Below are 21,338 nucleotides of genomic sequence, written 5' to 3'. Positions count from 1 at the left end.
CGCGTCACACTAGGCTCGGCCCGGAGTACGGAGTCGGCACGTCCACCAGTGCGGGAGTCCGAGGGGGCTGTCTTGTCCACATCTACTGCGGAGCACTCTCCAGGTCGGGCCGCGGCCGACCGGATCGCGGCCCGCGCCCGTCAGCTGACCAAGGCGTACGGCTCGGGCGAGACGGCCGTGCTCGCTCTGGACTCGGTGGACGTGGACATCGCGCGGGGCCGTTTCACCGCGGTCATGGGCCCTTCGGGCTCGGGAAAGTCCACGCTGATGCACTGCCTGGCGGGGCTCGACACCGTCTCGGCCGGACAGGTGTGGCTGGGCGACACCGAGATCACGGGGCTGAAGGACCGCGAGCTGACGCGGCTGCGCCGGGACCGGATCGGGTTCATGTTCCAGTCGTTCAACCTCATCCCGACCCTGAACGCGGCCGAGAACATCACCCTGCCCATGGACATCGCCGGCCAGAAACCGGACCAGAAGTGGCTGGACCAGGTCATCGACACGCTCGGGCTGCGGGACCGGCTGAAGCACCGGCCGTCCCAGCTGTCCGGGGGCCAGCAGCAGCGCGTGGCCTGCGCGCGGGCGCTCGCCTCCCGCCCCGAGCTGATCTTCGCGGACGAGCCGACCGGCAACCTCGACTCACGCGCGGGCCTCGAAGTGCTCGGCTTCCTGCGCAATGCCGTGGACGATCTCGGGCAGACCGTGGTCATGGTCACCCACGACCCGGGCGCCGCCGCCCACTCCGACCTGGTGATCTTCCTCGGGGACGGGCGGATCGTGGACGAGATGGAGCGGCCTACGGCGGAGGGGGTGCTGGAACGCATGAAGAGGTTCGACCTGACCCGCAGCGCATTCGACGGTGCTGCCGAGAACACGTCCGACGTAACCCTCGACAAGGACTGAACCCGTGCTGAAGGCGACCCTCCGGAGCTTCCTCGCGCACAAGGGACGGCTGCTGCTCTCGGCGCTCGCCGTCGTGCTGTCGGTGGCGTTCGTGGCCGGCAGTCTGATCTTCTCCGACACGGTGACGCGCACCTTCGACCGGCTCTTCGCATCCACCTCCGCCGATGTGACCGTCGAGCCGAAGCAGGACCTCAAGTCCTCGGTGCCCACCGGCGCGACCGAGACCGTGCCCGCCGCGCTGGCCGGGCAGGTGGCGAAGGTGGCCGGGGTCGCTTCGACCCATGCCGACGTGTCCGTCGAGAACATCGTGGTCGTCGACAGCAGGAACAAGTCGGTCGGCCCGACCACGGGCGCCCCCACCATCGCCACCGACTGGTACCTCACCGACCGCAGCCCGGTGAAACTGACCTCGGGACACGCTCCGCAGGGCGCCAGTGAGGCACTCCTCGACGCGGACACCGCCGACAACAAGCACGTGAAGATCGGCGACACCCTGACCGTGCAGGCACAGCCCGGCAGCTTCAAGGTTCAGATCGTCGGCATCGCCACCTTCACCACCACCAACCCGGGTGCCGCGCTGGTCTTCCTCGACCCCGCCACCGCGAAGGACCAGTTGCTCGGCGCACCCGACCGCGCCACGAGCATCTCGGTGGACGCGGCGAAGGGTGTCGACGACGCCGTACTCAAGCAGCGGGTGACCGCCGCGATCGACTCCGCCGGTACGTACGACATCAAGACCGCCGACGAGCAGGCGAAATCGGCCGCCGCCGATCTGGGCGGCTTCCTCGACGTGATCAAGTACGTGATGCTGGGCTTCGCCGGCATCGCGGTCCTCGTGGGCGTCTTCCTGATCGTCAACACGTTCTCGATGCTGATCGCCCAACGCACCCGCGAACTGGGCCTGTTGCGTGCCCTGGGCGCCGACCGCAAGCAGGTGCGGCGGTCGGTGCTCACCGAAGCACTGCTGCTCGGACTGGTGGGTTCAACTCTCGGTCTGGCGGCCGGAATCGGGCTCGCGGCCGGGCTGATCAAGCTGATGACCGCGTTCGGGATGAACCTCAAGACCACGGAGATGGTGGTCGGTTGGCCGACTCCGGTGGCGGCCTACGTAGTTGGTGTGGGCGTCACGTTCGTCGCCGCGTATCTCCCGGCCCGGCGCGCTGCGACCGTCTCCCCGATGGCGGCCCTCGCGGACGCCGAAGTCGCGGGCGTGGGGCGGCCGTTGAAGGTGCGTGCGGTCGTGGGTTCGATCGTCGGGGCGATCGGGGTGGCCGCGCTGGCGGGCTGCGCCGCCGCGACGAGCACGGCCTCGTCCTCCTCCCTCCTGGGCCTCGGCATCGTCCTCACCCTGATCGCGACCGTGATCGCGGGCCCGCTCCTGGTCCGCCCGATGATCCGGGTGCTGGGCGGCGCCTTCCCCGCCCTGTTCGGCTCGGTCGGCCGGATGAGCCAGCGCAACGCCCTGCGCAACCCGCGCCGTACGGGCGCCACCGCGGCGGCCCTGATGGTGGGGCTCGCCCTGGTCGGCGGTATGTCGGTGGCGAGCGCGTCCATGTCCAAGTCCTTCGACCAGCAGATCGACAAGACCCTGGGCGCCGACTTCGTGATCCAGAACGGCAACTTCCTGCCGTTCTCCAAGGAGGTCACGGACCATGTGCGCGCCACCCAGGGCGTCGGTCTCGTCGTACGGGCCCGCTTCGCGCCCCTCGCGGTCCGACTGCCGGACGGCAGGCGGGTGGAGACGACGGCGGCCGGTTACGACACCCCGCTCGACGACGTCGCCCACATCAAGTACGCGCAGGGCAGCACGAGTTCGGCGCTCGCCGCCGGGCACCTCGCCATGGACGTCGACTTCGCGAAGAAGCACGGGGTACGGATCGGCAGCGTGCTCCCCGTCGAGTTCCCGGGCGGCCGCACCACGCGGCTGACGGTGGGCGCCCTCAGCGACCAGGGCGCCTCGGGTGGCTTCGGGACGCAGGGCGGGCTGTTCTTCGGGATCGCCACGGTCGAGAAGTACGTCCCGACCGGCCAGGACTCCTCGCTGTACGTGAACGCCGCCTCCGGCACCGGCGCCGACCAGCTCCGCACGGCGCTGGAGACGACGCTGAAGCCCTATCCACAGGTGCAGGTCCGCGACCAGGCCGACTACAAGAAGCTGGTCCACGACCAGATCGCCGTCCTGCTCTATCTCGTGTACGCGCTGCTCGGGCTTGCCATCGTCATCGCGGTGCTCGGCGTGGTCAACACCCTTGCCCTGTCGGTCGTGGAGCGCACCCGGGAAATCGGCCTGCTGCGCGCGATCGGGCTCGGGCGGCGCCAACTGCGGCGGATGATCCGGCTGGAGTCGGTGGTGATCGCGGTGTTCGGCGCGGTACTCGGGCTCGGACTGGGCCTGGTGTGGGGCGTCTGCGCACAACAAGTCCTGGCCCTCCAGGGCATGACGGCGCTCGCGATTCCGTGGACCACGATCGTCGCGGTGGTGATCGGCTCGGCGGTGGTCGGCATCGTGGCGGCCCTGCTCCCGGCACTCCGCGCGTCCCGGATGAACGTGCTGGCGGCGATCGCTCACGAGTGATGGAATCGCGACAGCAACTCACACCATGTGACGCTCAGTCAGGTCACCTGTCTGCGAGGAGAGTTCATGCCGCGCCCGTTCCGCTTCGGGGTCAGCCTGCTCACGTCCGCGCCCGCCGCCGAGTGGCGCACCAGATGCCGCCGGGCCGAGGAGCTCGGCTACGACGTGATCCTGGTCCCCGATCACCTGGGGATGGTCGCGCCGTTCCCGGCGCTGGTCGCTGCGGCGGAGGCGACCGAGCGGCCACGGGTCGGCACGTTCGTGCTCAACGCGGGCTTCTGGAACCCCACTTTGCTGGCCCGCGAGGTGACGACGACCCACGACCTGACCGGCGGGCGCCTCGAACTCGGCCTCGGCACCGGCTATGTACAGGCGGAGCACGACACGGCCGACCTGCCCTTCGGTTCGCCGGGCGAGCGCATCGACCATCTGCGGCACACCATCGAGGAGTTGGGGCGACTGCTGGACGCCGCCGAGTGCCGGGTACCGCTGCTCCTCGGCGGCAACGGCGACCGTATGCTGCGGCTGACCGCCGAGCACGCGGACATCGCGGCATTCACGGGCGCGAGCCTGGAACCTGGCAGTACGACGGGCAGGCTGGCCCCGGTCGACGCCGTCGAGTTCGGCCAACGCGTCGCCCGGTACCGGGAGTTCGCCACCGGCCGCGAGAAACCCGCCGAACTCAACCTCCTGATCCAGGTGGTGGCCGTGACGGACGACCCCGCGGGCGCGCTCCGCCCCCTGCTGGACCGCCGGCCGGACCTGACCCTGGAGCAGGTGCTGGACCTGCCCGTCTTCCTGGTCGGCACCCTGGACGAGATCACCGCGAAGGTGCGCGCGCTGCGCGACCGGTACGGCTTCTCGTATCTCACCGTGCTGGAGCCGTACATGGAGGCGTTCGCGCCGGTGGCCGCGGAATTGCGCCGAAACCCACTGGTCACGCCCGCCGTCCCTCTGCTTGGCTCGCCCCATGAGTGATCTTCACATCCGTAGCGCGGCCCTCCCCGACATCGACGCCGTCCTGACCTTCTGGCGCGAGGCCGCCGAAGGCACGAGCATCAGCGACGACCGCGACGGCGTGGCCAGGCTCATCGACAGGGACCCCGACGCACTGATCCTCGCGGAACGCGACGGACGGCTCGTCGGGTCCGTGATCGCCGGCTTCGACGGCTGGCGCTGCCACCTCTACCGGCTGGCCGTGCACCCGGCGCACCGCCGCCAGGGCATCGGCTCGGCGCTGCTCACGGCGGCCGAGGAGCGGTTCGTGGCGCTGGGCGGGCGGCGCGGGGACGCGATGGTGCTGGAGCGCAACGAGACCGGACAGCATGCGTGGCGCGCGGCGGGGTACGCACCCGAGGAACAGTGGCGGCGCTGGGTGAAGCATCTCACCACCTGATCACTTTGCTCATCCTTTACTATTGGCGGACGACTCGCAGTTCCAGAACTCCACGAAAGGTGTGAGCGTCCGCCCATGGGCGAGCCCCCCAGTACGCGACATCGCGCGAACCTCCCTGCCCTGTCCGATCATGGGACGGAGGTGACCCGATGACCGAAGTGCTTCTGCTGCTGGTGGCGATCCTGCTCTCGCTCCTCTGCGGTGCCTTCGTCGCGGCCGAGTTCTCGCTGACCACCGTCGAGCGCGGTGAGCTGGAGCGTGCGGTCGAGCGCGGCGAGCGGGGCGCCGCGGGCGCCCTGAAGGCCGTACGGAATCTGACGTTCCAACTCTCCGGGGCGCAGCTCGGCATCACCGTCACCAACCTGGTCGTCGGCATGCTCTCCGAGCCGTCGATCGCCGCGCTGATCGCGGGCCCGCTGGAATCGCTGGGCATCTCGCACTCCGCGTCGAAGTCCGTCGCGCTGGTGCTGGGTACAGCGCTGTCGACGGTGTTCCTGATGGTCGTCGGCGAGCTGGTGCCGAAGAACTGGGCGATCTCGTCACCGCTGAGTGTGGCGAAGCGGGTGGGGAACGCGCAGCGCTGGTTCAGTGCCGCGTTCCGCCCGTTCATCAGCCATCTGAACAACACGGCCAACCACGTGGTGCGGGCCTTCGGCCTGGAGCCGGCCGAGGAGCTGGCCTCCGCGCGGGGGCCGCAGGAGCTGGCCGCGCTGGCCCGGCACTCCGCCAGGGAGGGCGCCCTGGAGCCGGACACCGCCGAGCTGTTCGTACGGACGCTCAACCTCGCCGATCTCACCGCGGAGAACGTGATGACGCCCCGCGTCCAGGTCGTCGCCCTCGACGCCCAGGCGACCTGCGAGGACGTGGCGAACGCGACCCGGGCGACCGGGCTGTCGAGGTTCCCGGTCTACCGCGGCAACCTCGACGAGGTCGTCGGCACGGTCCACATCAAGGACGTCCTGGCGGTACCGGCCGACCGACGGGCCCGCTTCCCCCTCTCCGAGGTGATGCGCGAACCCCTCCTCGTCCCGGAGTCCCTCACCGTGGACCGCCTCCTGGACCGGCTGTCCGGCAAGCGCACGATGGCCGTCGTCATCGACGAGTACGGCGGTACGGCGGGGGTCGCGACCCTGGAGGACATCGTCGAGGAGGTCGTAGGAGAGGTGCGGGACGAGCACGATCCGCACGAGACACCCGACCTGGCTCCGGCCGGGGCGGACGACGCCGGCCGGACGCTGTACTCGGCGGACGGTGCCGCCCGGATGGACCAGCTCGCGCGCGTGGGACTGCGGGCGCCGGAGGGGCCGTACGAGACGCTGGCCGGGCTGGCGGCAACTGAGCTGGGGCGGATTCCGGAGGTCGGGGACGTCGTCGAGGTCGCTGGTTGGCGGATCGACGTGGTTGACGCGTCGGGGCGCAGGGCCGCGCGGCTGCTGCTGCACGCGCCGCTCGACGACGCCGATTCCGACACCGATTCCGGATCTGGTTCCGGATCTGGTTCCGGATCTGGTTCCGACTCCGCGAAGGGGGAGCTGTGACCGCCGTACAACTGCTGATCGGGTTGGCGACGCTGGTCGTCAACGCTTTCTTCGTGGCCGCCGAGTTCGCGCTGATCTCGGTGCGCCGCAGCCAGATCGAGCCGAACGCCGAGGAGGGCGACCGGCGGGCCAAGAGCGTGCTGTGGGGTCTGCAGCACGTGTCGGCGCTGATGGCCGCGGCCCAACTCGGCATCACGCTCTGCACGTTGGTGCTCGGCATCGTCGCGGAACCGGCGATCGCGCATCTGCTGGAGCCGGTGTTCCACGCGGTCGGCGTGCCGGAGGGCGCGGGGCACGCGGTGTCCTTCGTGATCGCGCTGGCCGTGGCGACCTATCTGCACATGCTGCTCGGCGAGATGGTGCCGAAGAACATCGCCCTGGCCGAGCCGGTGCGCAGCGCGTTGGTCCTCGGACCGCCGCTGGTGACGCTGTCCCGGGCGCTGCGCCCGGTGATCTTCACGATCAACGCGTTCGCCAACACCCTGCTCAAACTGCTGCGGGTCGAGGTCAAGGACGAGGTCACGGCATCCTTCTCAGACGCCGAACTGGCCCGGATCGTACGGGACTCCGGCGAGGCGGGTCTGATCGACGAACGGGCGTTGGAGCGGCTGAACGACGCGCTGGAGCTGGGCAGGCGGCCCGTGCGGGATGTCGTACTCCCCCTCGAACGCGTCGACTACGTGGTCGCCGGCATCACCCCGGCCGAGCTGGAGGTGCTGTCGGCCGAGTCCGGCTTCTCCCGCTTCCCGGTGGTGGACGACGAGCGCCGGATCATCGGCTACCTCCACGTCAAGGACGCGCTGGACGCCTCACCGCGCGACGAGCCGTTCAAGGCGGAGGACATGCGGTCCATCGCGAACGTGAAGGAGGACACCCCCTTGGACGACGTCCTCACCGCGATGCGCAGCAGCCGTACGCATCTCGCGGCGGTGCTGGACGAGGAGGGGCGGCTGACGGGGTTGGTGACCATGGAGGACGTGCTGCGGGAGCTGTTCGGGCAGCGGGCGTAGGGCGGGGAGGGTGCCCGCGAAGGCCGGGCGGGTACCAGTGGAAGCCGGGTGGGTATTGGTAGCGGCCGGGTGGGTACTGGTGGCGGCCGGGCGGGCGCGTGGCTTCGAGGCCGGCAGCCGCGGCTTGGGGGCCGGGCGGGCGCGGTCTGAGGCTGGGCGGGCGCTGGTGGAGGGCGGGCTCGGCCGGAGGCCGGGTGAGGGCTGGCGGCGGCCAGCCGGACGCGGCTTGGGCGGGCTCGACCGGGGGCCGGGCGGGCGCTGGTGGAGGCCGGGTGCGGGTGGGGCGAAGCCGTCGGACGGCAGGGAGGTCACCGTGGCCTGGCTGTGCACGGACGGCGACTGCGGCAGAGGCTGCACGTCCTGCGGAGCGGCCCACTGTCCGGAGGCGGGCTACTTGGAGGACCGACAGACGCTGGTGAAGGCCGGGCACGCGGCTTGGAGGGCCGGTGGGCGCCGGTGGAGGACCGGCGGGCGCCGGTGGAAGGCCGGTGGGCGCCGGTGGAAGGCCGGCGGTCACGGCCGGAAGCCGGGCGGGCGGCGGTCGAAGCCGGGCGGTCACGGCCGGAAGCCAGGCAGGCGCCGGTCGAAGCCAGGCAGGCGCCGGTCGAAGCCAGGCAGGCGTGGCTTCGAAGCCGGACGGGCGCTGGTGGCGGCCGGTGGAGGCCGACCTACCGGCGGGTATGGACGCGGGATATCCTCTTCGTCGCCATGCAGACGAATCCCACGCACACCAGCCTTGTCGCGATCGGCGACTCCTTCACCGAGGGCATGTCGGACCTGCTCCCGGACGGCACGTACCGGGGCTGGGCCGATCTCCTCGCCGGGCGGATGGCCGCCCGGGCGCCCGGCTTCCGGTACGCCAACCTCGCCGTGCGCGGCAAGCTGATCGCGCAGATCGTCGAGGAGCAGGTCGGCCCGGCCGCCGCCATGCAGCCCGATGTGATCACCCTGGTGGGCGGCCTGAACGACACTCTGCGCCCCAAGTGCGACATGGGCCGCGTCCGCGCTCTCCTGGAAGAGGCTGTCGAACGCCTCACCCCGGCCTGCAAGCACCTGGTGCTGATGCGCAGCCCCGGCCGCCAGGGCCCGGTCCTGGAGCGCTTCCGCCCTCGCATGGAGGAACTCTTCGCCTGCGTCGACGACCTCGCCGCCCGCCACGGCGCCCTCGTCGTCGACCTGTACGGCGCCCCCTCGCTCGGCGACCCGCGCGCGTGGGACGTCGATCGCCTCCACCTCACGGATGAGGGCCACCGCCGGGTCGCCGAGGCGGTCTGGCAGACCCTCGGCTACGAGCCAGAGGACCCGGAGTGGCGCACCCCGATGCCCCCGACCCTGCCCCCGAACTGGACCGCCCGCCGCGTCGAGGACGCCCGCTTCACCCGCCAGTACCTCCTCCCCTGGATCGGCCGCCGCCTCACCGGCCGCTCCTCCGGCGACGGCCTCTCCCCGAAGCGCCCGGATCTACTTCCCTACGAGGGCCCGGCGGCGTAACTCCCCATGACCACGCGGGTGATCAACGTCAGGGGCCACATCCACGAGTACGGCCCCCGCCTCGAACTCGCCCCGAGGGACATCGTCTACGTCGGCCGCCGCTGGACCCTCGGCGGCTGGGACCTCCCCCGCCACCCGCTCTACAACCCCTTCGCCTACGACACCCCCACGCGCCGCCGGGACGGCACGCGCGCGGAGGTGATGGCGAAGTATCGGGCGTATCTGCTGGGGCGGCCTGATCTGCTGGAGCTGGTGCCGGCGTTGCGGGGGCGGGTGCTGGCTTGTTGGTGTGCGCCGCTGCTGTGCCACGCGGGGGTATTGGCTGAGCTTGCTGATGGCGGGGCGTGAGGTGAGGTGAGTCTCGTTGCCTCCGCCGAGCCGAACGATCGACCTGCGGCTCCTCATCCCCCCTGAACCGAGACCTCCGTGATCTCCACGGACACCTTCGTGCCCGCCGAAGCAGTACTGATCATGGACGGCGTGTAATTCAGGCTCCTCCGGTCCGACAGCTCAGCCGTCGCGATGACCGGGCCGGACTCATCGCCGTGGATCTCGTAGGTGACGTCGTACACGGCGTCCGGATCGATCCCCGCGCCGTCACCCAGAATGGTCAGGTCGGGCTCGACCGTCACGTTGCAGCCCGCCGACCCGAAGCACTGCCGCGAGGTGATCTTCAGCCCCATCGTGAAACTGTCGGCGTCGACCTCGCTGTACGTCGGCTCCGGTTCCGGCTTCGCCGCGGTGACGGTGTCCTCGTCGTGTGCCTTCGGCTGGGCAGTGGCGGCCGGTTTGCTTTCATCGGTCCGGGACTCCACGACCACCACGCCGGTGCCCACGATGGCGGCGATGACGGCGGCGGCCGAGCCGATGATGACGAGGTTGGTGCGCGACTTCTTCGCCGCCTGCGACGGATTGTTCGGCGGCATCGACGGCGTCGACGGCACGCTGGTCGCAGTCATGGTCCTCCCAGGGCCAGTCGTTCCGTTCGTGTTCGGGCGCCGGGGAATCCACGGGATCCGGCAACGCCCGCACAACCGGCTACGACCAGCCCCCGGTGAAGTTGCTGCTCAACTGCGCGGTACAGATGTTGTAGCCGCCGGACGCGTGACCCTTCTTCGTTTTCCCGTCCGCCGTGACCGAGCAGTTGATGTCTCCGGAGCCCTGGAGCTGTGCGTGAACGTTGTAGTACAGGGCGCCCTTGTGGAGGGTCAGCGTTGCCTCGAACTTGCCGTCCTGGAACGTGCCCTTACGCGTGTCCGAGTCGGAGCCGTAGCCGATGTCGAGACCGCCGAGGGCACCGGCGGGGGCGGTGCCCCACACCTTGAAGACGACCTTGCCGTCGGTGGCGTCCTTCTTGGTGTCGTTCTTCTTCGTATCGCCGGCCTTGTCGGAGCTCTTGCCGACGGGTGCCGTGCTCTTCGAGTTACCGCTGCCGCTGGAGTCGTTGTTGCTGCTGCCGCCTCCGATGGCGGCGACAGCAATGAGGATGACGACGAACAGACCGACGATGCCGAGGCAGCCGAGGCCGACGACCTTCCCGACCGAGCGCTTCTTCGGGGGCTGCGGCTGGAACGGGGGCTGCCCGTAAGGCTGTTGACCGTTGCCCCAACCGGGCTGCTGTGACGGGTAGGGCGGCTGGTTGCTCATGTGTCCCCCTGAGGTGCTCGCTGATGAATGCGAGATGTGTGACTTGTAAAGACAGCGTGCGGTTTCCGCCTACTGGGGGTAATCACCCAATCGAGTCGGAGGCGGACGTGCGGTCTCAGGGGCAATGCCGATGGGGCCTGACCGCTACGGTCGACCTCTCACACCCGGCTCGCGATCACACACATCTCGCGGCCGCCTGCCCGGGGCGTCCTTGACCTGGGATCTCCGGACCGAACTGACGGTCCGGACCCCTCAAGGACGCCGGGTAAACTCCGTACACGTGACTTCCGCTGCCGCCAAGCCCCGCATCCCGAACGTCCTCGCTGGACGTTACGCCTCCACCGAGCTCGCCACGCTCTGGTCCCCCGAGCAGAAGGTGAAGCTGGAGCGGCAGCTCTGGCTCGCTGTGCTGCGGGCCCAGAAGGACCTCGGGATCGAGGTGCCGGACGCGGCGATCGCGGACTACGAGCGGGTGCTCGACCAGGTCGACCTGGCTTCGATCGCCGAGCGCGAGAAGGTCACGCGGCACGATGTGAAGGCGCGGATCGAGGAGTTCAACGACCTCGCCGGGCACGAGCAGGTGCACAAGGGCATGACGTCCCGGGATCTGACGGAGAACGTCGAGCAATTGCAGATCCGGCTCTCGCTGGAGCTGATGCGCGACCGTACTGTGGCCGTTCTGGCGCGTCTCGGCAAGCTGGCCGGTGAGTACGGCGAGCTGGTCATGGCCGGTCGCTCGCACAACGTGGCCGCGCAGGCCACCACCCTCGGCAAGCGTTTCGCGACCGCTGCCGACGAGCTGCTTGTCGCCTATGGTCGGGTGGAAGAGCTGCTCGGGCGTTACCCGCTGCGCGGGATCAAGGGGCCCGTAGGCACGGCGCAGGACATGCTCGACCTGCTCGGCGGTGACGCGGCGAAGCTCGCGGAGCTGGAGCAGCGGATCGCCACTCACCTCGGTTTCTCGCAGGCGTTCGCCTCGGTCGGCCAGGTGTACCCGCGCTCGCTGGACTACGAGGTCGTGACCGCGCTGGTACAGGTCGCGGCGGCGCCCTCGTCGCTGGCGAAGACGATCCGGCTGATGGCCGGGCACGAGCTGGTCACCGAGGGCTTCAAGCCGGGCCAGGTCGGCTCCTCCGCGATGCCGCACAAGATGAACACCCGTTCCTGCGAGCGCGTCAACGGCCTGATGGTCATCCTGCGCGGCTACGCGTCGATGACCGGCGAGCTGGCGGGCGACCAGTGGAACGAGGGCGATGTCTCCTGCTCGGTCGTGCGCCGAGTGGCCCTCCCGGACGCGTTCTTCGCGCTCGACGGGCTGCTGGAGACGTTCCTGACCGTGCTCGACGAGTTCGGCGCGTTCCCGGCCGTCGTGGCGCGTGAGCTGGACCGCTATCTGCCGTTCCTCGCGACGACCAAGGTACTGATGGCCGCGGTCCGCGCGGGTGTCGGCCGCGAGGTCGCGCACGAGGCCATCAAGGAGAACGCCGTCGCCTCCGCCCTGGCGATGCGCGAGCAGGGCGCCGAGCGCAACGAGCTGCTGGACAAGCTCGCCGCCGACGAGCGGATCCCGCTGGACCGCGCCCAGTTGGACGCGCTGATGGCCGACAAGCTGTCCTTCACCGGTGCCGCGGCCGACCAGGTCGCCGTCGTCGTCGCCCGTGTCGAGGAGCTCGCGAAGCAGCACCCGGAGGCCGCGGGTTACACCCCGGGGGCGATCCTCTGACCCGCTTCACCCAGGCCGAACTGGAGGCCGCCCGCGACCGTCTCGTACCGGACGTCGTCGCGGACGGCCTCGCCGTGCTGTTCTGCGGCATCAACCCCGGTCTGATGACGGCCGCCACGGGCCACCACTTCGCCCGCCCCGGCAACCGCTTCTGGCCCGTGCTGCATCTCTCCGGGTTCACGCCGAGGCTCATGAAGCCCGCGGAACAAGGGGAGTTGCTGTCCTACGGGCTCGGCATCACGAACGTGGTGGCACGGGCGACGGCGCGGGCCGACGAGCTGAGCGCGGAGGAGTACCGCGAGGGCGGGCGACTCCTCGCGTCGAGGCTGACGGAGTGGAAGCCGCGCTGGCTGGCCGTCCTCGGGGTGACCGCGTACCGGGCCGCCTTCGACGACCGCAAGGCCCAAGTGGGGCCGCAGGAGCGGATGTTCGGGGACACGCGTGTGTGGGTGCTGCCCAATCCGAGCGGGCTGAACGCGCACTGGACGGCGGCGACGATGGCCGAGGAGTTCGGCCGGCTGCGGGTCGCCGCGCAGGACTAGACCCTCACGGCGGGTCCATCTCCGTTACGACAGCCAGGAGTTGGAACGGGAGTTCCTTGTCCCACTGGGACACGCCGAGGGCGATCCATCGGCCGGTCTCCGGTGGCTTCCACAGGTGTACGTCCGGCACGTGCGCGCTGAGCGAGGCCCAGGGCTCCGGTATGTCCTCGCCGTCCTGCGACCGCTCGAACGCGCTCTCCAGGCTGATGACTTGGGGCGTACTCCAGCGTTCGATCAGCCGCTCGCCGAGTACCTCGCGGTCGATCTCGTACTGCGCCTCGGTCCCCTCCCGCTCCGTCCCGTCGTCCTCCCAGAAGTCGCCGCTCGTCTGTAGTTCCGCGATGTGATAGCCGGGTCCTCCCGTGCCCACGTCCGTCCTGCCCTGCTCCGCGGGGAAGTCCCGGGTGCACAGCAGGCCGATCGTCGCCAGCGAGTGCGTGATGTTCATGCCTCCAGTGAACCCGCTCCCACTGACAATGGGCGGGGCGTCAGGCCCCGCACAGGGGCAAACGTTCCGGCACTTCCGGGGTCAGGCGTCCCGGCGCCGCACACTCCACGCCCCCGCCGCCAACGCCGCCGCGGTCCACAGCGCCGTCACCCCGAGTCCCGTCCACGGCCCCATCGCGCCGTCCCAGGTCTCGTGGAGCGCCACCTGGCCGGCCCGGTCGGGCAGGAGGTCCGCGAGGTCGCTCGACGCGTCGCCGACCACGAAGGACACGATCAGCAGGAACGGTATGACGATGCTCAGCGTCGCCACTCCGCTGCGCAGCACCGCCGTGAGACCGGCCGCGAGCAACGCCATCAGCGTGAGATAGACGGCGCAGCCGACCACGCCGCGCACCTGTTCCGCCCAGCCGAGTCCGTCGGCCTCGGCGCCCAGTACCGCCTTGCCGACCGCCAGTGTCACCACTCCGGTGACCAGGCCGACGGCGAACACGGGCACGGCGATCGCCGTCGCCTTCGCCGCGAACCAGCGCCCCCGGTGCGGCACCGCGGCCAGCGACACCCGCAGCGCTCCGCCCTGGAACTCGGAGGACACGGCGGTCGTGCCGAAGGCGATCGCCGCGATCTGGCCGAAGGCCACACCGAAGAAGACCGCGAACAGCGGGTCGAAGTCGTCGCCTCCGGTGTCGGACGCGGCGAGCGCGGAGAAGAGTGTCGTCAGCAAGACGATCGTCGCTAGGGCCGCGACCTGTGAGCGCAGGGTTCGGATCTTGATCCACTCGGAGTGGAACACAGGCGTGAATGCCATCGTCAGGCCTCCTGGTGCGGTGCGGTGAACTCGGTCTCGGTGGCCGTCAGATCGAGGTAGGCCTGCTCCAACGTGCCCTCGGTGAAGGTCAGTTCGAGGATCGGTACGCCGGCTGCGGACAACAGGGTGCCGATCTCCTCCACGCGTGCGTGCGCCACGGTCCAGTGGCCTTCCTCCTGCTCCACCGCGTCCAGACCGTGCTCGGCGAGGGTGCTCTTGAGGGCGCCCGCGTCCGTCGTACGGATGCGTACGTGGGGTTGCACGCGCGCGTCGATGAAGTCCCTCATCGGGGTGTCCGCGAGGAGTCGGCCGCGGCCGAGAACCACGAGGTGGTCGGCGAAGGAGGCCGTCTCGTTCATCAGGTGGCTGGAGACCAGGACCGTACGGCCCTCCGCCGCCAGTCGGCGCAGCAACTCCCGGATCCAGACGATGCCTTCGGGGTCGAGGCCGTTCGACGGCTCATCCAACAGGACGACTTCGGGATCGCCCAGGAGGGCACCGGCGATACCCAGCCGCTGACGCATGCCCAGGGAGTACGTCTTCACCCGGTGCCGCGCGACCGACGCGAGTCCCGACTCCGCCAGCACCGCGTCGACCCGGGCGGCCGGGATGCGGTTGCTCGCCGCCAGGGCGCGCAGATGGTCGCGGGCGGTACGGGAGCCGTGCGCGGCCTGCGCGTCGAGCAGGGCGCCCACGTGGCGCAGCGGCTCGGTGAGCGCGGCGTAGGGGCGGCCGCCGATGGTGGCGGTTCCGGAGGTGGGGCGGTCGAGGCCGAGGACAAGGCGCATGGTGGTGGACTTTCCGGCGCCGTTGGGGCCGAGGAAGCCAGTGACCTTGCCGGGGCGGACGTCGAAGGTGACGTGGTCCACGGCCCGCCGGGTGCCGTACTCCTTGGTGAGGTCTCGTACGTCGATGCTGGTCATGGCCAACAGCCTCGTCGGTCAAGGGGGTTGGGTCCTCCCCCGCCCGTGGAGATCCTCTCCCCCGCCCGGGGGAGGCCGATTGTCAGTGCCGACTGTCACGATGTCGGAATGGCCCGCTTCCTGCGCCCGCTGCTTCGGGGGACGACGTACACGCGTCTGCTGCACCTCTGGGTGCCGATGCTGATCACCGCCGTGTGGATCTTGATCAGTCCGGCGACCCCCTACGCACCCGCGCTCGCGCTGATCCCGGTCGCCCTGATCCCGGCCGTGCGGATCGGTGAGGGAGTACAGGCGCAACTGCTGCTGACGCCGGGTCAGCAGGACCCGAGCATCTCCGTGGCGCCGTCGGTGACTTGGCGGGACCGGGGCCGCACCATGCTGTGGCTGGAGGCCCGGATGGTGCTGGGCTGGGTGGCCGCGTTCGCCTGCGTCTGGCTGCCGATCATCGCCTTCCAGCTGATCGAGGTCGCACGCGGGCGCGTGCCCGACGACGTACCACTTCTCAAGGAGGCGACACCGAGCGGCTGGTACGCCCTGCTGGCACCCCTCCCCCTGATCGCCCTGTACGCCGCCGTTGTCGGCCTCGGCGAGTTGGCCACTCTGTTGGCCCGCCGCCTGCTCGGCCCCTCGCGCGCGGAGCGGCTCGCCGCCCTGGAGGAGCGCACCGAGCAGCTGCTGGAACGCACGCGTATCGCGCGGGAGTTGCACGACTCCATCGGTCACGCGCTCACCGTGGCGGTGGTGCAGGCGGGCGCCGCCCGCGCGGCGGGTGATCCGGAGTTCACCGAGCGGGCGCTGGGTGCCATCGAGGAGACCGGTCGGGCGGCACTGGAGGATCTGGAGCGGGTGTTGGGCGTGCTGCGGGAGGCGGAGCGGCCGGTGAGCAGTCGGCCGTCGCTGGTGGACGCCGACCGGCTGTTGGAGTCGGCGCGGGCCTCCGGGGCGAAGGTCGACGCGGAGGTGACGGGTCCGTTGGAGACGGTGTCGGGGCCGGTCTCCCGGGAGGGGTACCGGATCCTGCAGGAGGCGTTGACCAATGTGCTGCGGCACGCGGGGTCCGTCCCCGTGCGGATCCGTATCCGGGTCTCCGACGGCACCCTCGATCTGGAGGTCCGCAATCCGCTGACGGCGGCGATACCGGGCCCGGGCCGCGGCAGTGGTCTACGGGGCATACGCGAGCGTGCCGCACTCCTCGGAGGGCACGCGCACACCGGGCCCGACGAGGGTGACTGGCAGGTGCGCGCGGAGCTGCCCCTGGGCTGATCTACGCTGGCCGGATGCCGGTCACCGTGCTCCTGGTCGATGACGAACCCCTCGTACGCGCGGGTCTGCGGGCCGTGTTGGAGGCGCAGCCGGACATCGAGGTGGTCGGGGAGGCCGCCGACGGGGCGGCGGTGATCCCGCTGGTGCGGCGGCTGCGGCCGGACGTGGTTGCCATGGACGTACGGATGCCGCTCCTGGACGGCATCGAGGCCACGCGCGCGGTGCTGCGCACGGTCGAGGACCCGCCGAAGATCCTGGTCATCACGACTTTCGAGAACGACGAGTACGTGTACGAGGCGCTGCGGGCCGGTGCCGCCGGGTTCCTGCTGAAGCGGGCCCGGCCGGCCGAGATCGTGCATGCCGTGCGGCTGGTGGCCGAGGGCGAGTCGCTGCTTTTCCCGGCCTCCGTACGGCAGTTGGCCGCCGAGTACGGCGACGACGGCGGGAACCGGGTGGCGCGCGCGGTGATGGAGCGGGCCCAGTTGACCGAGCGTGAGGCCGAGGTGCTGCGGCTGATGGCGCGGGGTCTGTCGAACGCGGAGATCGCCGCCCGGCTGGTCGTCGGGACCGAGACGGTGAAGTCCCATGTGAGCGCCGTACTGGCGAAGCTGGGGGCGCGGGACCGTACGCAGGCGGTGATCGCGGCGTACGAGTCGGGGTTCGTGGCGCCGGGGTGAATCAGTGGGGCGAGTGGGTCGGGGGCGCCCGGCTCTCGCCGCGGTCCGCCGCGCCGAGTACGATCCGCCCAACACGCGCACGAGCTGGGAGGACAGACCTTGGCGGGGCTGACCGGCGGGGACCCCTCGCTGCTGCGGAGGATCAACTCCGCGGTGGTGTTGCACGCGTTGCGTGCCACGGACTGCGCCACGCTGACGGAGATCACCCGGGTGACCGGTCTGTCCCGGCCGACCGTCGAGGGCGTCGTCGAGGGACTGATGGATGCCGGGCTGGTCGTCGAGAAGGCGGCCGACGAGAGCGTTGTACGGCGGCAGGGGCGGCCCGCGCGGCGGTTCAGGTTCCGGGCCGAGGCCGGGCATCTGCTGGGCCTGGAGATCGGCGCACATCGCGTCGCCGTGCTCCTCGCCGACCTGGACGGGCGGGTGCTCGGCGCGATCGCCAAGGACGTCGACGAGACGGCTTCGGCGGACGAGCGCCTGGAGCGGCTGCGGACTGCGGTCGCCGAGCTGCTGCGCCGGGCCGGGGTCGCCCGCGGTTCACTGCGGGCGGTGGGCGTCGCCACGCCGGGCATCGTCGAGGCGGACGGCACCGTACGGCTGGGCACGGCGTTGCCCCAGTGGACGGGGCTGCACCTGGGCGAGCGGTTGAGCCGTTCCTTCAAGTGCCCTGTTCTGGTCGAGAACGACGCCAACGCGGCGGCGGTCGCCGAGCACTGGAAGGGTGCGGCCACCGAGTCCGACGACATGGTGATGGTGCTTGCCGGGTTGAGTCCGGGCGCCGGCTCGCTGATCGGGGGGCGGCTGCATCGGGGGTATCGGGGGGCTGCCGGTGAGATCGGCGCGTTGCATCTGCTGGGGCGGGATGTGACTCCGGAGACGTTGCTCTCCACCACGGACGAGCCGCTGCATCCCTTGGACGAGCAGGCTGTGGCTCAGGTCTTCGCGCTGGCGCGGGACGGTGACCAGCGGGCGATGGCGGCTGTCGATCGGTTCATCCAGCGCCTTGTGCACGATGTCGCTGCGCTGGTGCTGGCGCTCGATCCTGAGTTGGTCGTCGTGGGTGGGTGGGCTGCCGGGCTGGACGGTGTACTGGAGCCGTTGCGGCGGGAGTTGGCGCGGTATTGCCTGCGGCCGCCGAAGGTTGCCCTGTCGTTGCTCGGGGAGGCTGCTGCGGCAACTGGGGCGTTGCGGTTGGCTCTTGACCATGTTGAGGAGCAACTGTTCGCGGTCGAGGGCACGGTGACGCGGCGCTAGCTCGGCCGGGGTGGGCGTGTGCCGGGTGCGGGTTCGTTGTGGCTGGGCGCGACGGTCGTGTATTGGGTGCGGGTCCGTCGTGGCCGGTTGCGTTGGTCGAGTGTCGGCTGCGGCGCCGTCGTGGCTGGTCGCGCAGTTCCCCGCGCCCCTTTGGGGCGCTGCCGTGCCCGGCATAGAAAACACGCCCAGCACGCCCAGCACGGAAAACGCGTCGCGCCCCGGGTGGAGTTCCCGGGGCGCGACGGATGAACCCTGATCTCGGTCAGGAGGCCTGGCGTTCTGGTCCGTGGTGGATTTCTACGTTGCCGGAGTCGGCGAAGGTCAGGCGGCAGGTGTCCGCGCGGTAGGTCGCGACGGAGACCGCGGCGGTGCGGCCCTCGGCGAAGAAGCGGGTCGTGACGACGAGGACCGGGGCCCCGGGGAGGCGGTCCAGTTCCTTGGCGTCGTCCGCGCGGGCCGAGCCGAGTTCGACGGCGCGGTCCTGGCCCTCCAGTTCGAGGCGCTGCAACTCGCGCAGGACGGCACGCGCGCGTGCCGTCGCGGACGGAGTGTCTATGGCGGAGAGGTCGGGCACCGACGACTCCGGGATGTAGAGCAGTTCGGCGGCGACCGGCTGACCGTGGCTCACCCGGGAGCGCCTTACGGTGTGCACCAGCTCCTCGGAACCGGTCTCCAGGACGTCCGCGACGGCGGCCGGCGGGGCCGCCAGGACGCAGTCGACGGACTGCCAGGCGTCCTCCCCGGCGCCCGGCCAGGCGTGCTGCTCGGTGCCGACGGCGACCCCCACGCGCGGCGGCGCGACGGTCGTACCGACTCCGCGGCGGCGCTGCAGCCGGCCTTCCAGTTCGAGTTGTTCCAGAGCCTGCCGGAGCGTGGCCCGGGCGACGCCGAAGCGGGCCGCCAGGTCTCGTTCGTTGGGCAGGATCTCGCCCACGGAGAACTCGGAGTCCAGTGCCTCACTCAGCACGGTCTTGAGATGCCAGTACTTCGGTTCCGGCACCGATTCCAACTGCGTGGTCCCCACCCTGTCCTCCGCAATCGCCGTGTTCCGGCGGCGTTTTAGCGCCCTTGTTTATTAAAGGTTGTTTCACTTATCTGCGACCATAGGGCGACCCCCACCCTTGGTCAAGACCAATCCTCCATGTCATATGCAATGCACAGAGCGTCTGCCGCAGAGCGTTCACAGGGCGTTCGTACTGGGTGTTCTTCGTGACGTAACAGCAGAGCCCCCGTCGCGAAACGGGGGCTCTGACCGGGCAGCGGCTAAGCGGAAGCCAGTGATCGAAGCTTGTCGGGGTTGCGGACGATGTAGACGGACCGGATGCGTCCGGCGGATACGTCCACCTGGAAGACGCTGTCGGGCGTGTCACCCGAAAGGATCAGTACCGCGGGTCCGCCGTTGAGCTCCAGGAAGCGGAACGACATCTCCGGGATGCCCTTCCCGGCGACGGCGACCAGGAAGCGGCCCACATTGTCGGCGGTCTCCAGGATCCGCAGCGGCGCCTTGGACTTGCCGCCGCTGTCGCCCACGAGGCGGACGTCCGGGGCGAGCATCTCCATGAGGCCCGCCAGGTCGCCCTCGGCCGCCGCCGCGAGGAACCGCTCGGTGAGTTCGCGGCGCTGGGCGGGGTCGACCTCGTAGCGCGGGCGCCCTTCGTCGACGTGTTTGCGGGCCCGTCCGGCGAGTTGACGCACGGCCGGCTCGCTCCGGTCCAGCATGGCCGCGATGTCGGCGTGCGGATAACCGAACGCCTCCCTGAGGACGAACACGGCGCGCTCCACCGGGGACAGCGACTCCAGGACGACGAGTACGGCGAGGGAGACGGAGTCGGCGAGGACGGCGCGCTCCGCGGTGTCGGGGACGGTGTCCCCGAAGTCGGTGACGTAGGGCTCGGGCAGCCACGGGCCCACGTAGGCCTCGCCGCGTGCCTTGACCTGGCGGAGTCGGTCGATCGCGAGGCGGGTGGTGACGCGTACCAGGTAGGCGCGCGGTTCGCGGACCTCTGCGCGGTCGGCGGCGGACCAGCGCAGCCAGGCCTCCTGGACCACGTCCTCGGCGTCGGCCACCCGCCCGAGCATGCGGTAGGCGACCCCCATGAGGACGGGGCGGTGCTCTTCGAAGACATCGGTCGGCGTGTCGGTGGTCACCACCTCATCCCACGCGTTGGGAGCCGCCCTGTCCAGCAGATAACCGTAGGGCCCCAAGGTCCCCGGCACTTGGGGCTACCGGTCAGTAGCAGTTGCTGACAAGCTGTCTACACGGCCTGTACGGCGTCTGCCAACGCGTCCCAGACGAGGAGCATCCCCATGTCCGCCACCGTCTCCTTCCCGGTCCCCACTCCGCAGGGCCCGAAGACCGTGACCGTGTCCTACGCGCGCGTGGGTCGCGGCGAGCCGCTGCTCCTGCTGCACGGCATAGGCCACCACCGGCAGGCCTGGGACCCGGTGGTGGACATCCTCGCGACCGAGCGCGATGTGATCGCCGTGGACCTGCCCGGGTTCGGCGCCTCCCCCGCGCTCCCGGAGGGGCTGACGTACGACCTGGCCACGACGGCCGCCGTGTTCAGGGCCTTCTGCGAGACGCTGGGGCTCGACCGTCCGCATGCGGCGGGCAACTCGCTCGGCGGTCTGATGGCCCTGGAGCTGGGCCGCGAGAAGGTCGTACGGTCCGTCACCGCCCTCTCCCCCGCCGGATTCTGGTCCCAGGCCGAGCGTCGGTACGCCTTCGCCGTGCTGCTCACCATGCGGCGGATCGCCCGCGGCATGCCGCTCCCGCTGGTCGAGAAACTGGCGCGCACGGTGGTCGGCCGTACCGCGCTCACCAGCACCATCTACGCCCGCCCGGGCCGCCGTTCACCCGAGGCCGTGGTCGCCGAGACGCTCGCGCTGGTCAACGCCCCCGGGTTCGACGACACGCTCCGGGCCGGTACGGGCGTCCTGTTCACCGACGACATCCCCGGCATCCCGGTCACCGTGGCCTGGGGCACCCAGGACCGGCTGCTGCTGCGCCGCCAGGGTGTCCGCGCCAAGCAGATGATCCCCCGCTCCCAGCTGGTGCGGCTGCCCGGCTGCGGGCACTGTCCGATGAACGACGACCCGGCCCTGGTCGCGCGCGTCATCCTCGACGGCAGCCGCTGACCGGCG

Annotated in this window: 21 protein-coding genes; 14 read left to right on the top strand and 7 right to left on the bottom strand. The window is 70.6% G+C overall.

The window, feature by feature from the left end:
• The first annotated feature begins 72 nt into the window (after positions 1–72).
• From SPR02S_RS23820 to SPR02S_RS23785, 8 genes are all read left to right on the top strand, one after another.
• Positions 73–903 (top strand): ABC transporter ATP-binding protein, encoded by an 831-nt coding sequence (locus SPR02S_RS23820; protein ID WP_043258453.1) that lies wholly within the window; start codon positions 73–75, stop codon positions 901–903.
• Between the two features lie 4 nt (positions 904–907).
• Positions 908–3,478 (top strand): ABC transporter permease, encoded by a 2,571-nt coding sequence (locus tag SPR02S_RS23815; protein WP_019059512.1) that lies wholly within the window; start codon positions 908–910, stop codon positions 3,476–3,478.
• A 66-nt stretch (positions 3,479–3,544) separates the two neighbouring features.
• Positions 3,545–4,456 (top strand): LLM class F420-dependent oxidoreductase, encoded by a 912-nt coding sequence (locus SPR02S_RS23810; RefSeq protein ID WP_019059511.1) that lies wholly within the window; start codon positions 3,545–3,547, stop codon positions 4,454–4,456.
• Positions 4,449–4,874, top strand: a complete 426-nt coding sequence (locus tag SPR02S_RS23805; RefSeq protein WP_019059510.1) for a GNAT family N-acetyltransferase — start codon at positions 4,449–4,451, stop codon at positions 4,872–4,874. The genes SPR02S_RS23810 and SPR02S_RS23805 overlap by 8 nt, the downstream gene beginning before the upstream one ends.
• Before the next feature lie 149 nt (positions 4,875–5,023).
• Positions 5,024–6,412: a hemolysin family protein gene (locus SPR02S_RS23800; RefSeq protein ID WP_019059509.1), complete on the top strand. Its 1,389-nt coding sequence runs from the start codon at positions 5,024–5,026 to the stop codon at positions 6,410–6,412.
• A complete protein-coding gene (locus SPR02S_RS23795) occupies positions 6,409–7,422 on the top strand; it encodes a hemolysin family protein (RefSeq protein WP_019059508.1) in 1,014 nt (337 codons plus the stop codon). The genes SPR02S_RS23800 and SPR02S_RS23795 overlap by 4 nt, the downstream gene beginning before the upstream one ends.
• 708 nt (positions 7,423–8,130) lie before the next feature.
• Positions 8,131–8,913: an SGNH/GDSL hydrolase family protein gene (locus SPR02S_RS23790; protein ID WP_019059507.1), complete on the top strand. Its 783-nt coding sequence runs from the start codon at positions 8,131–8,133 to the stop codon at positions 8,911–8,913.
• A 6-nt stretch (positions 8,914–8,919) separates the two neighbouring features.
• Positions 8,920–9,261, top strand: a complete 342-nt coding sequence (locus SPR02S_RS23785; protein WP_019059506.1) for a DUF4326 domain-containing protein — start codon at positions 8,920–8,922, stop codon at positions 9,259–9,261.
• 53 nt (positions 9,262–9,314) lie between these two features.
• Here SPR02S_RS23785 and SPR02S_RS23780 read toward each other — a convergent pair whose 3' ends face one another.
• The gene (locus SPR02S_RS23780; RefSeq protein ID WP_019059505.1) at positions 9,315–9,872 is read right to left on the bottom strand and encodes a hypothetical protein; all 558 of its coding nucleotides are present in this window, start codon (positions 9,870–9,872) and stop codon (positions 9,315–9,317) included.
• Positions 9,873–9,951: 79 nt separating this feature from the next.
• Positions 9,952–10,560, bottom strand: a complete 609-nt coding sequence (locus SPR02S_RS64945) for a hypothetical protein (protein ID WP_019059504.1) — start codon at positions 10,558–10,560, stop codon at positions 9,952–9,954.
• Positions 10,561–10,840: 280 nt separating this feature from the next.
• On the opposite strand from SPR02S_RS64945, the gene purB reads away from it, so the two are divergent.
• Together purB and mug are read left to right on the top strand one after the other, a co-directional pair.
• Complete coding sequence (gene purB, locus SPR02S_RS23770) at positions 10,841–12,283, top strand: adenylosuccinate lyase (protein WP_019059503.1); 1,443 nt, start codon at positions 10,841–10,843, stop codon at positions 12,281–12,283.
• Positions 12,280–12,825 (top strand): G/U mismatch-specific DNA glycosylase, encoded by a 546-nt coding sequence (gene mug, locus SPR02S_RS23765; protein ID WP_078622979.1) that lies wholly within the window; start codon positions 12,280–12,282, stop codon positions 12,823–12,825. The genes purB and mug overlap by 4 nt, the downstream gene beginning before the upstream one ends.
• Before the next feature lie 4 nt (positions 12,826–12,829).
• On the opposite strand, the gene SPR02S_RS23760 is transcribed toward mug, so the two are convergent.
• The 3 genes from SPR02S_RS23760 to SPR02S_RS23750 form a co-directional block, all read right to left on the bottom strand.
• The gene (locus SPR02S_RS23760) at positions 12,830–13,273 is read right to left on the bottom strand and encodes a hypothetical protein (protein ID WP_019059501.1); all 444 of its coding nucleotides are present in this window, start codon (positions 13,271–13,273) and stop codon (positions 12,830–12,832) included.
• Between the two features lie 81 nt (positions 13,274–13,354).
• Positions 13,355–14,077, bottom strand: coding sequence for an ABC transporter permease subunit (locus tag SPR02S_RS23755; protein ID WP_019059500.1), 723 nt, complete (start codon positions 14,075–14,077; stop codon positions 13,355–13,357).
• Between the two features lie 2 nt (positions 14,078–14,079).
• The gene (locus SPR02S_RS23750) at positions 14,080–15,000 is read right to left on the bottom strand and encodes an ABC transporter ATP-binding protein (protein ID WP_019059499.1); all 921 of its coding nucleotides are present in this window, start codon (positions 14,998–15,000) and stop codon (positions 14,080–14,082) included.
• A gap of 108 nt (positions 15,001–15,108) precedes the next feature.
• Between SPR02S_RS23750 and SPR02S_RS23745 the strand changes: the two genes are divergently transcribed.
• From SPR02S_RS23745 to SPR02S_RS23735, 3 genes are all read left to right on the top strand, one after another.
• The gene (locus SPR02S_RS23745) at positions 15,109–16,263 is read left to right on the top strand and encodes a sensor histidine kinase (protein ID WP_019059498.1); all 1,155 of its coding nucleotides are present in this window, start codon (positions 15,109–15,111) and stop codon (positions 16,261–16,263) included.
• A 14-nt stretch (positions 16,264–16,277) separates the two neighbouring features.
• Positions 16,278–16,940 (top strand): response regulator transcription factor, encoded by a 663-nt coding sequence (locus SPR02S_RS23740; RefSeq protein WP_019059497.1) that lies wholly within the window; start codon positions 16,278–16,280, stop codon positions 16,938–16,940.
• 99 nt (positions 16,941–17,039) lie between these two features.
• Positions 17,040–18,194, top strand: a complete 1,155-nt coding sequence (locus SPR02S_RS23735) for an ROK family transcriptional regulator (protein WP_019059496.1) — start codon at positions 17,040–17,042, stop codon at positions 18,192–18,194.
• 262 nt (positions 18,195–18,456) lie between these two features.
• Here the strand turns inward: SPR02S_RS23735 and SPR02S_RS23730 are convergent, their stop codons facing one another.
• A complete protein-coding gene (locus SPR02S_RS23730) occupies positions 18,457–19,218 on the bottom strand; it encodes a GntR family transcriptional regulator (RefSeq protein WP_019059495.1) in 762 nt (253 codons plus the stop codon).
• Positions 19,219–19,457: 239 nt separating this feature from the next.
• The gene (locus SPR02S_RS23725; RefSeq protein WP_019059494.1) at positions 19,458–20,342 is read right to left on the bottom strand and encodes an RNA polymerase sigma-70 factor; all 885 of its coding nucleotides are present in this window, start codon (positions 20,340–20,342) and stop codon (positions 19,458–19,460) included.
• 159 nt (positions 20,343–20,501) lie between these two features.
• Here SPR02S_RS23725 and SPR02S_RS23720 point away from each other — a divergent pair, with 159 nt between their 5' ends.
• Complete coding sequence (locus SPR02S_RS23720) at positions 20,502–21,332, top strand: alpha/beta fold hydrolase (RefSeq protein WP_019059493.1); 831 nt, start codon at positions 20,502–20,504, stop codon at positions 21,330–21,332.
• Positions 21,333–21,338 lie beyond the last annotated feature (6 nt).

Source organism: Streptomyces prunicolor NBRC 13075, assembly GCF_000367365.1.
Classification (GTDB): domain Bacteria; phylum Actinomycetota; class Actinomycetes; order Streptomycetales; family Streptomycetaceae; genus Streptomyces; species Streptomyces prunicolor.
The sequence above is the reverse complement of the archived record's forward strand: the minus strand, read 5'-3'. Positions and strand labels throughout refer to the sequence as shown.

Coding starts and splice junctions, on each gene's coding strand:
- SPR02S_RS23805 (WP_019059510.1), top strand. CDS start 4,449: ATGAGTGATCTTCACATCCGTAGCGCGGCCCTCCCCGACATCGACGCC.
- SPR02S_RS64945 (WP_019059504.1), bottom strand. CDS start 10,560: ATGAGCAACCAGCCGCCCTACCCGTCACAGCAGCCCGGTTGGGGCAAC.
- SPR02S_RS23740 (WP_019059497.1), top strand. CDS start 16,278: ATGCCGGTCACCGTGCTCCTGGTCGATGACGAACCCCTCGTACGCGCG.
- SPR02S_RS23790 (WP_019059507.1), top strand. CDS start 8,131: ATGCAGACGAATCCCACGCACACCAGCCTTGTCGCGATCGGCGACTCC.
- SPR02S_RS23810 (WP_019059511.1), top strand. CDS start 3,545: ATGCCGCGCCCGTTCCGCTTCGGGGTCAGCCTGCTCACGTCCGCGCCC.
- SPR02S_RS23745 (WP_019059498.1), top strand. CDS start 15,109: ATGGCCCGCTTCCTGCGCCCGCTGCTTCGGGGGACGACGTACACGCGT.
- SPR02S_RS23720 (WP_019059493.1), top strand. CDS start 20,502: ATGTCCGCCACCGTCTCCTTCCCGGTCCCCACTCCGCAGGGCCCGAAG.
- SPR02S_RS23755 (WP_019059500.1), bottom strand. CDS start 14,077: ATGGCATTCACGCCTGTGTTCCACTCCGAGTGGATCAAGATCCGAACC.
- SPR02S_RS23780 (WP_019059505.1), bottom strand. CDS start 9,872: ATGACTGCGACCAGCGTGCCGTCGACGCCGTCGATGCCGCCGAACAAT.
- SPR02S_RS23760 (WP_019059501.1), bottom strand. CDS start 13,273: ATGAACATCACGCACTCGCTGGCGACGATCGGCCTGCTGTGCACCCGG.
- SPR02S_RS23750 (WP_019059499.1), bottom strand. CDS start 15,000: ATGACCAGCATCGACGTACGAGACCTCACCAAGGAGTACGGCACCCGG.
- SPR02S_RS23785 (WP_019059506.1), top strand. CDS start 8,920: ATGACCACGCGGGTGATCAACGTCAGGGGCCACATCCACGAGTACGGC.
- SPR02S_RS23800 (WP_019059509.1), top strand. CDS start 5,024: ATGACCGAAGTGCTTCTGCTGCTGGTGGCGATCCTGCTCTCGCTCCTC.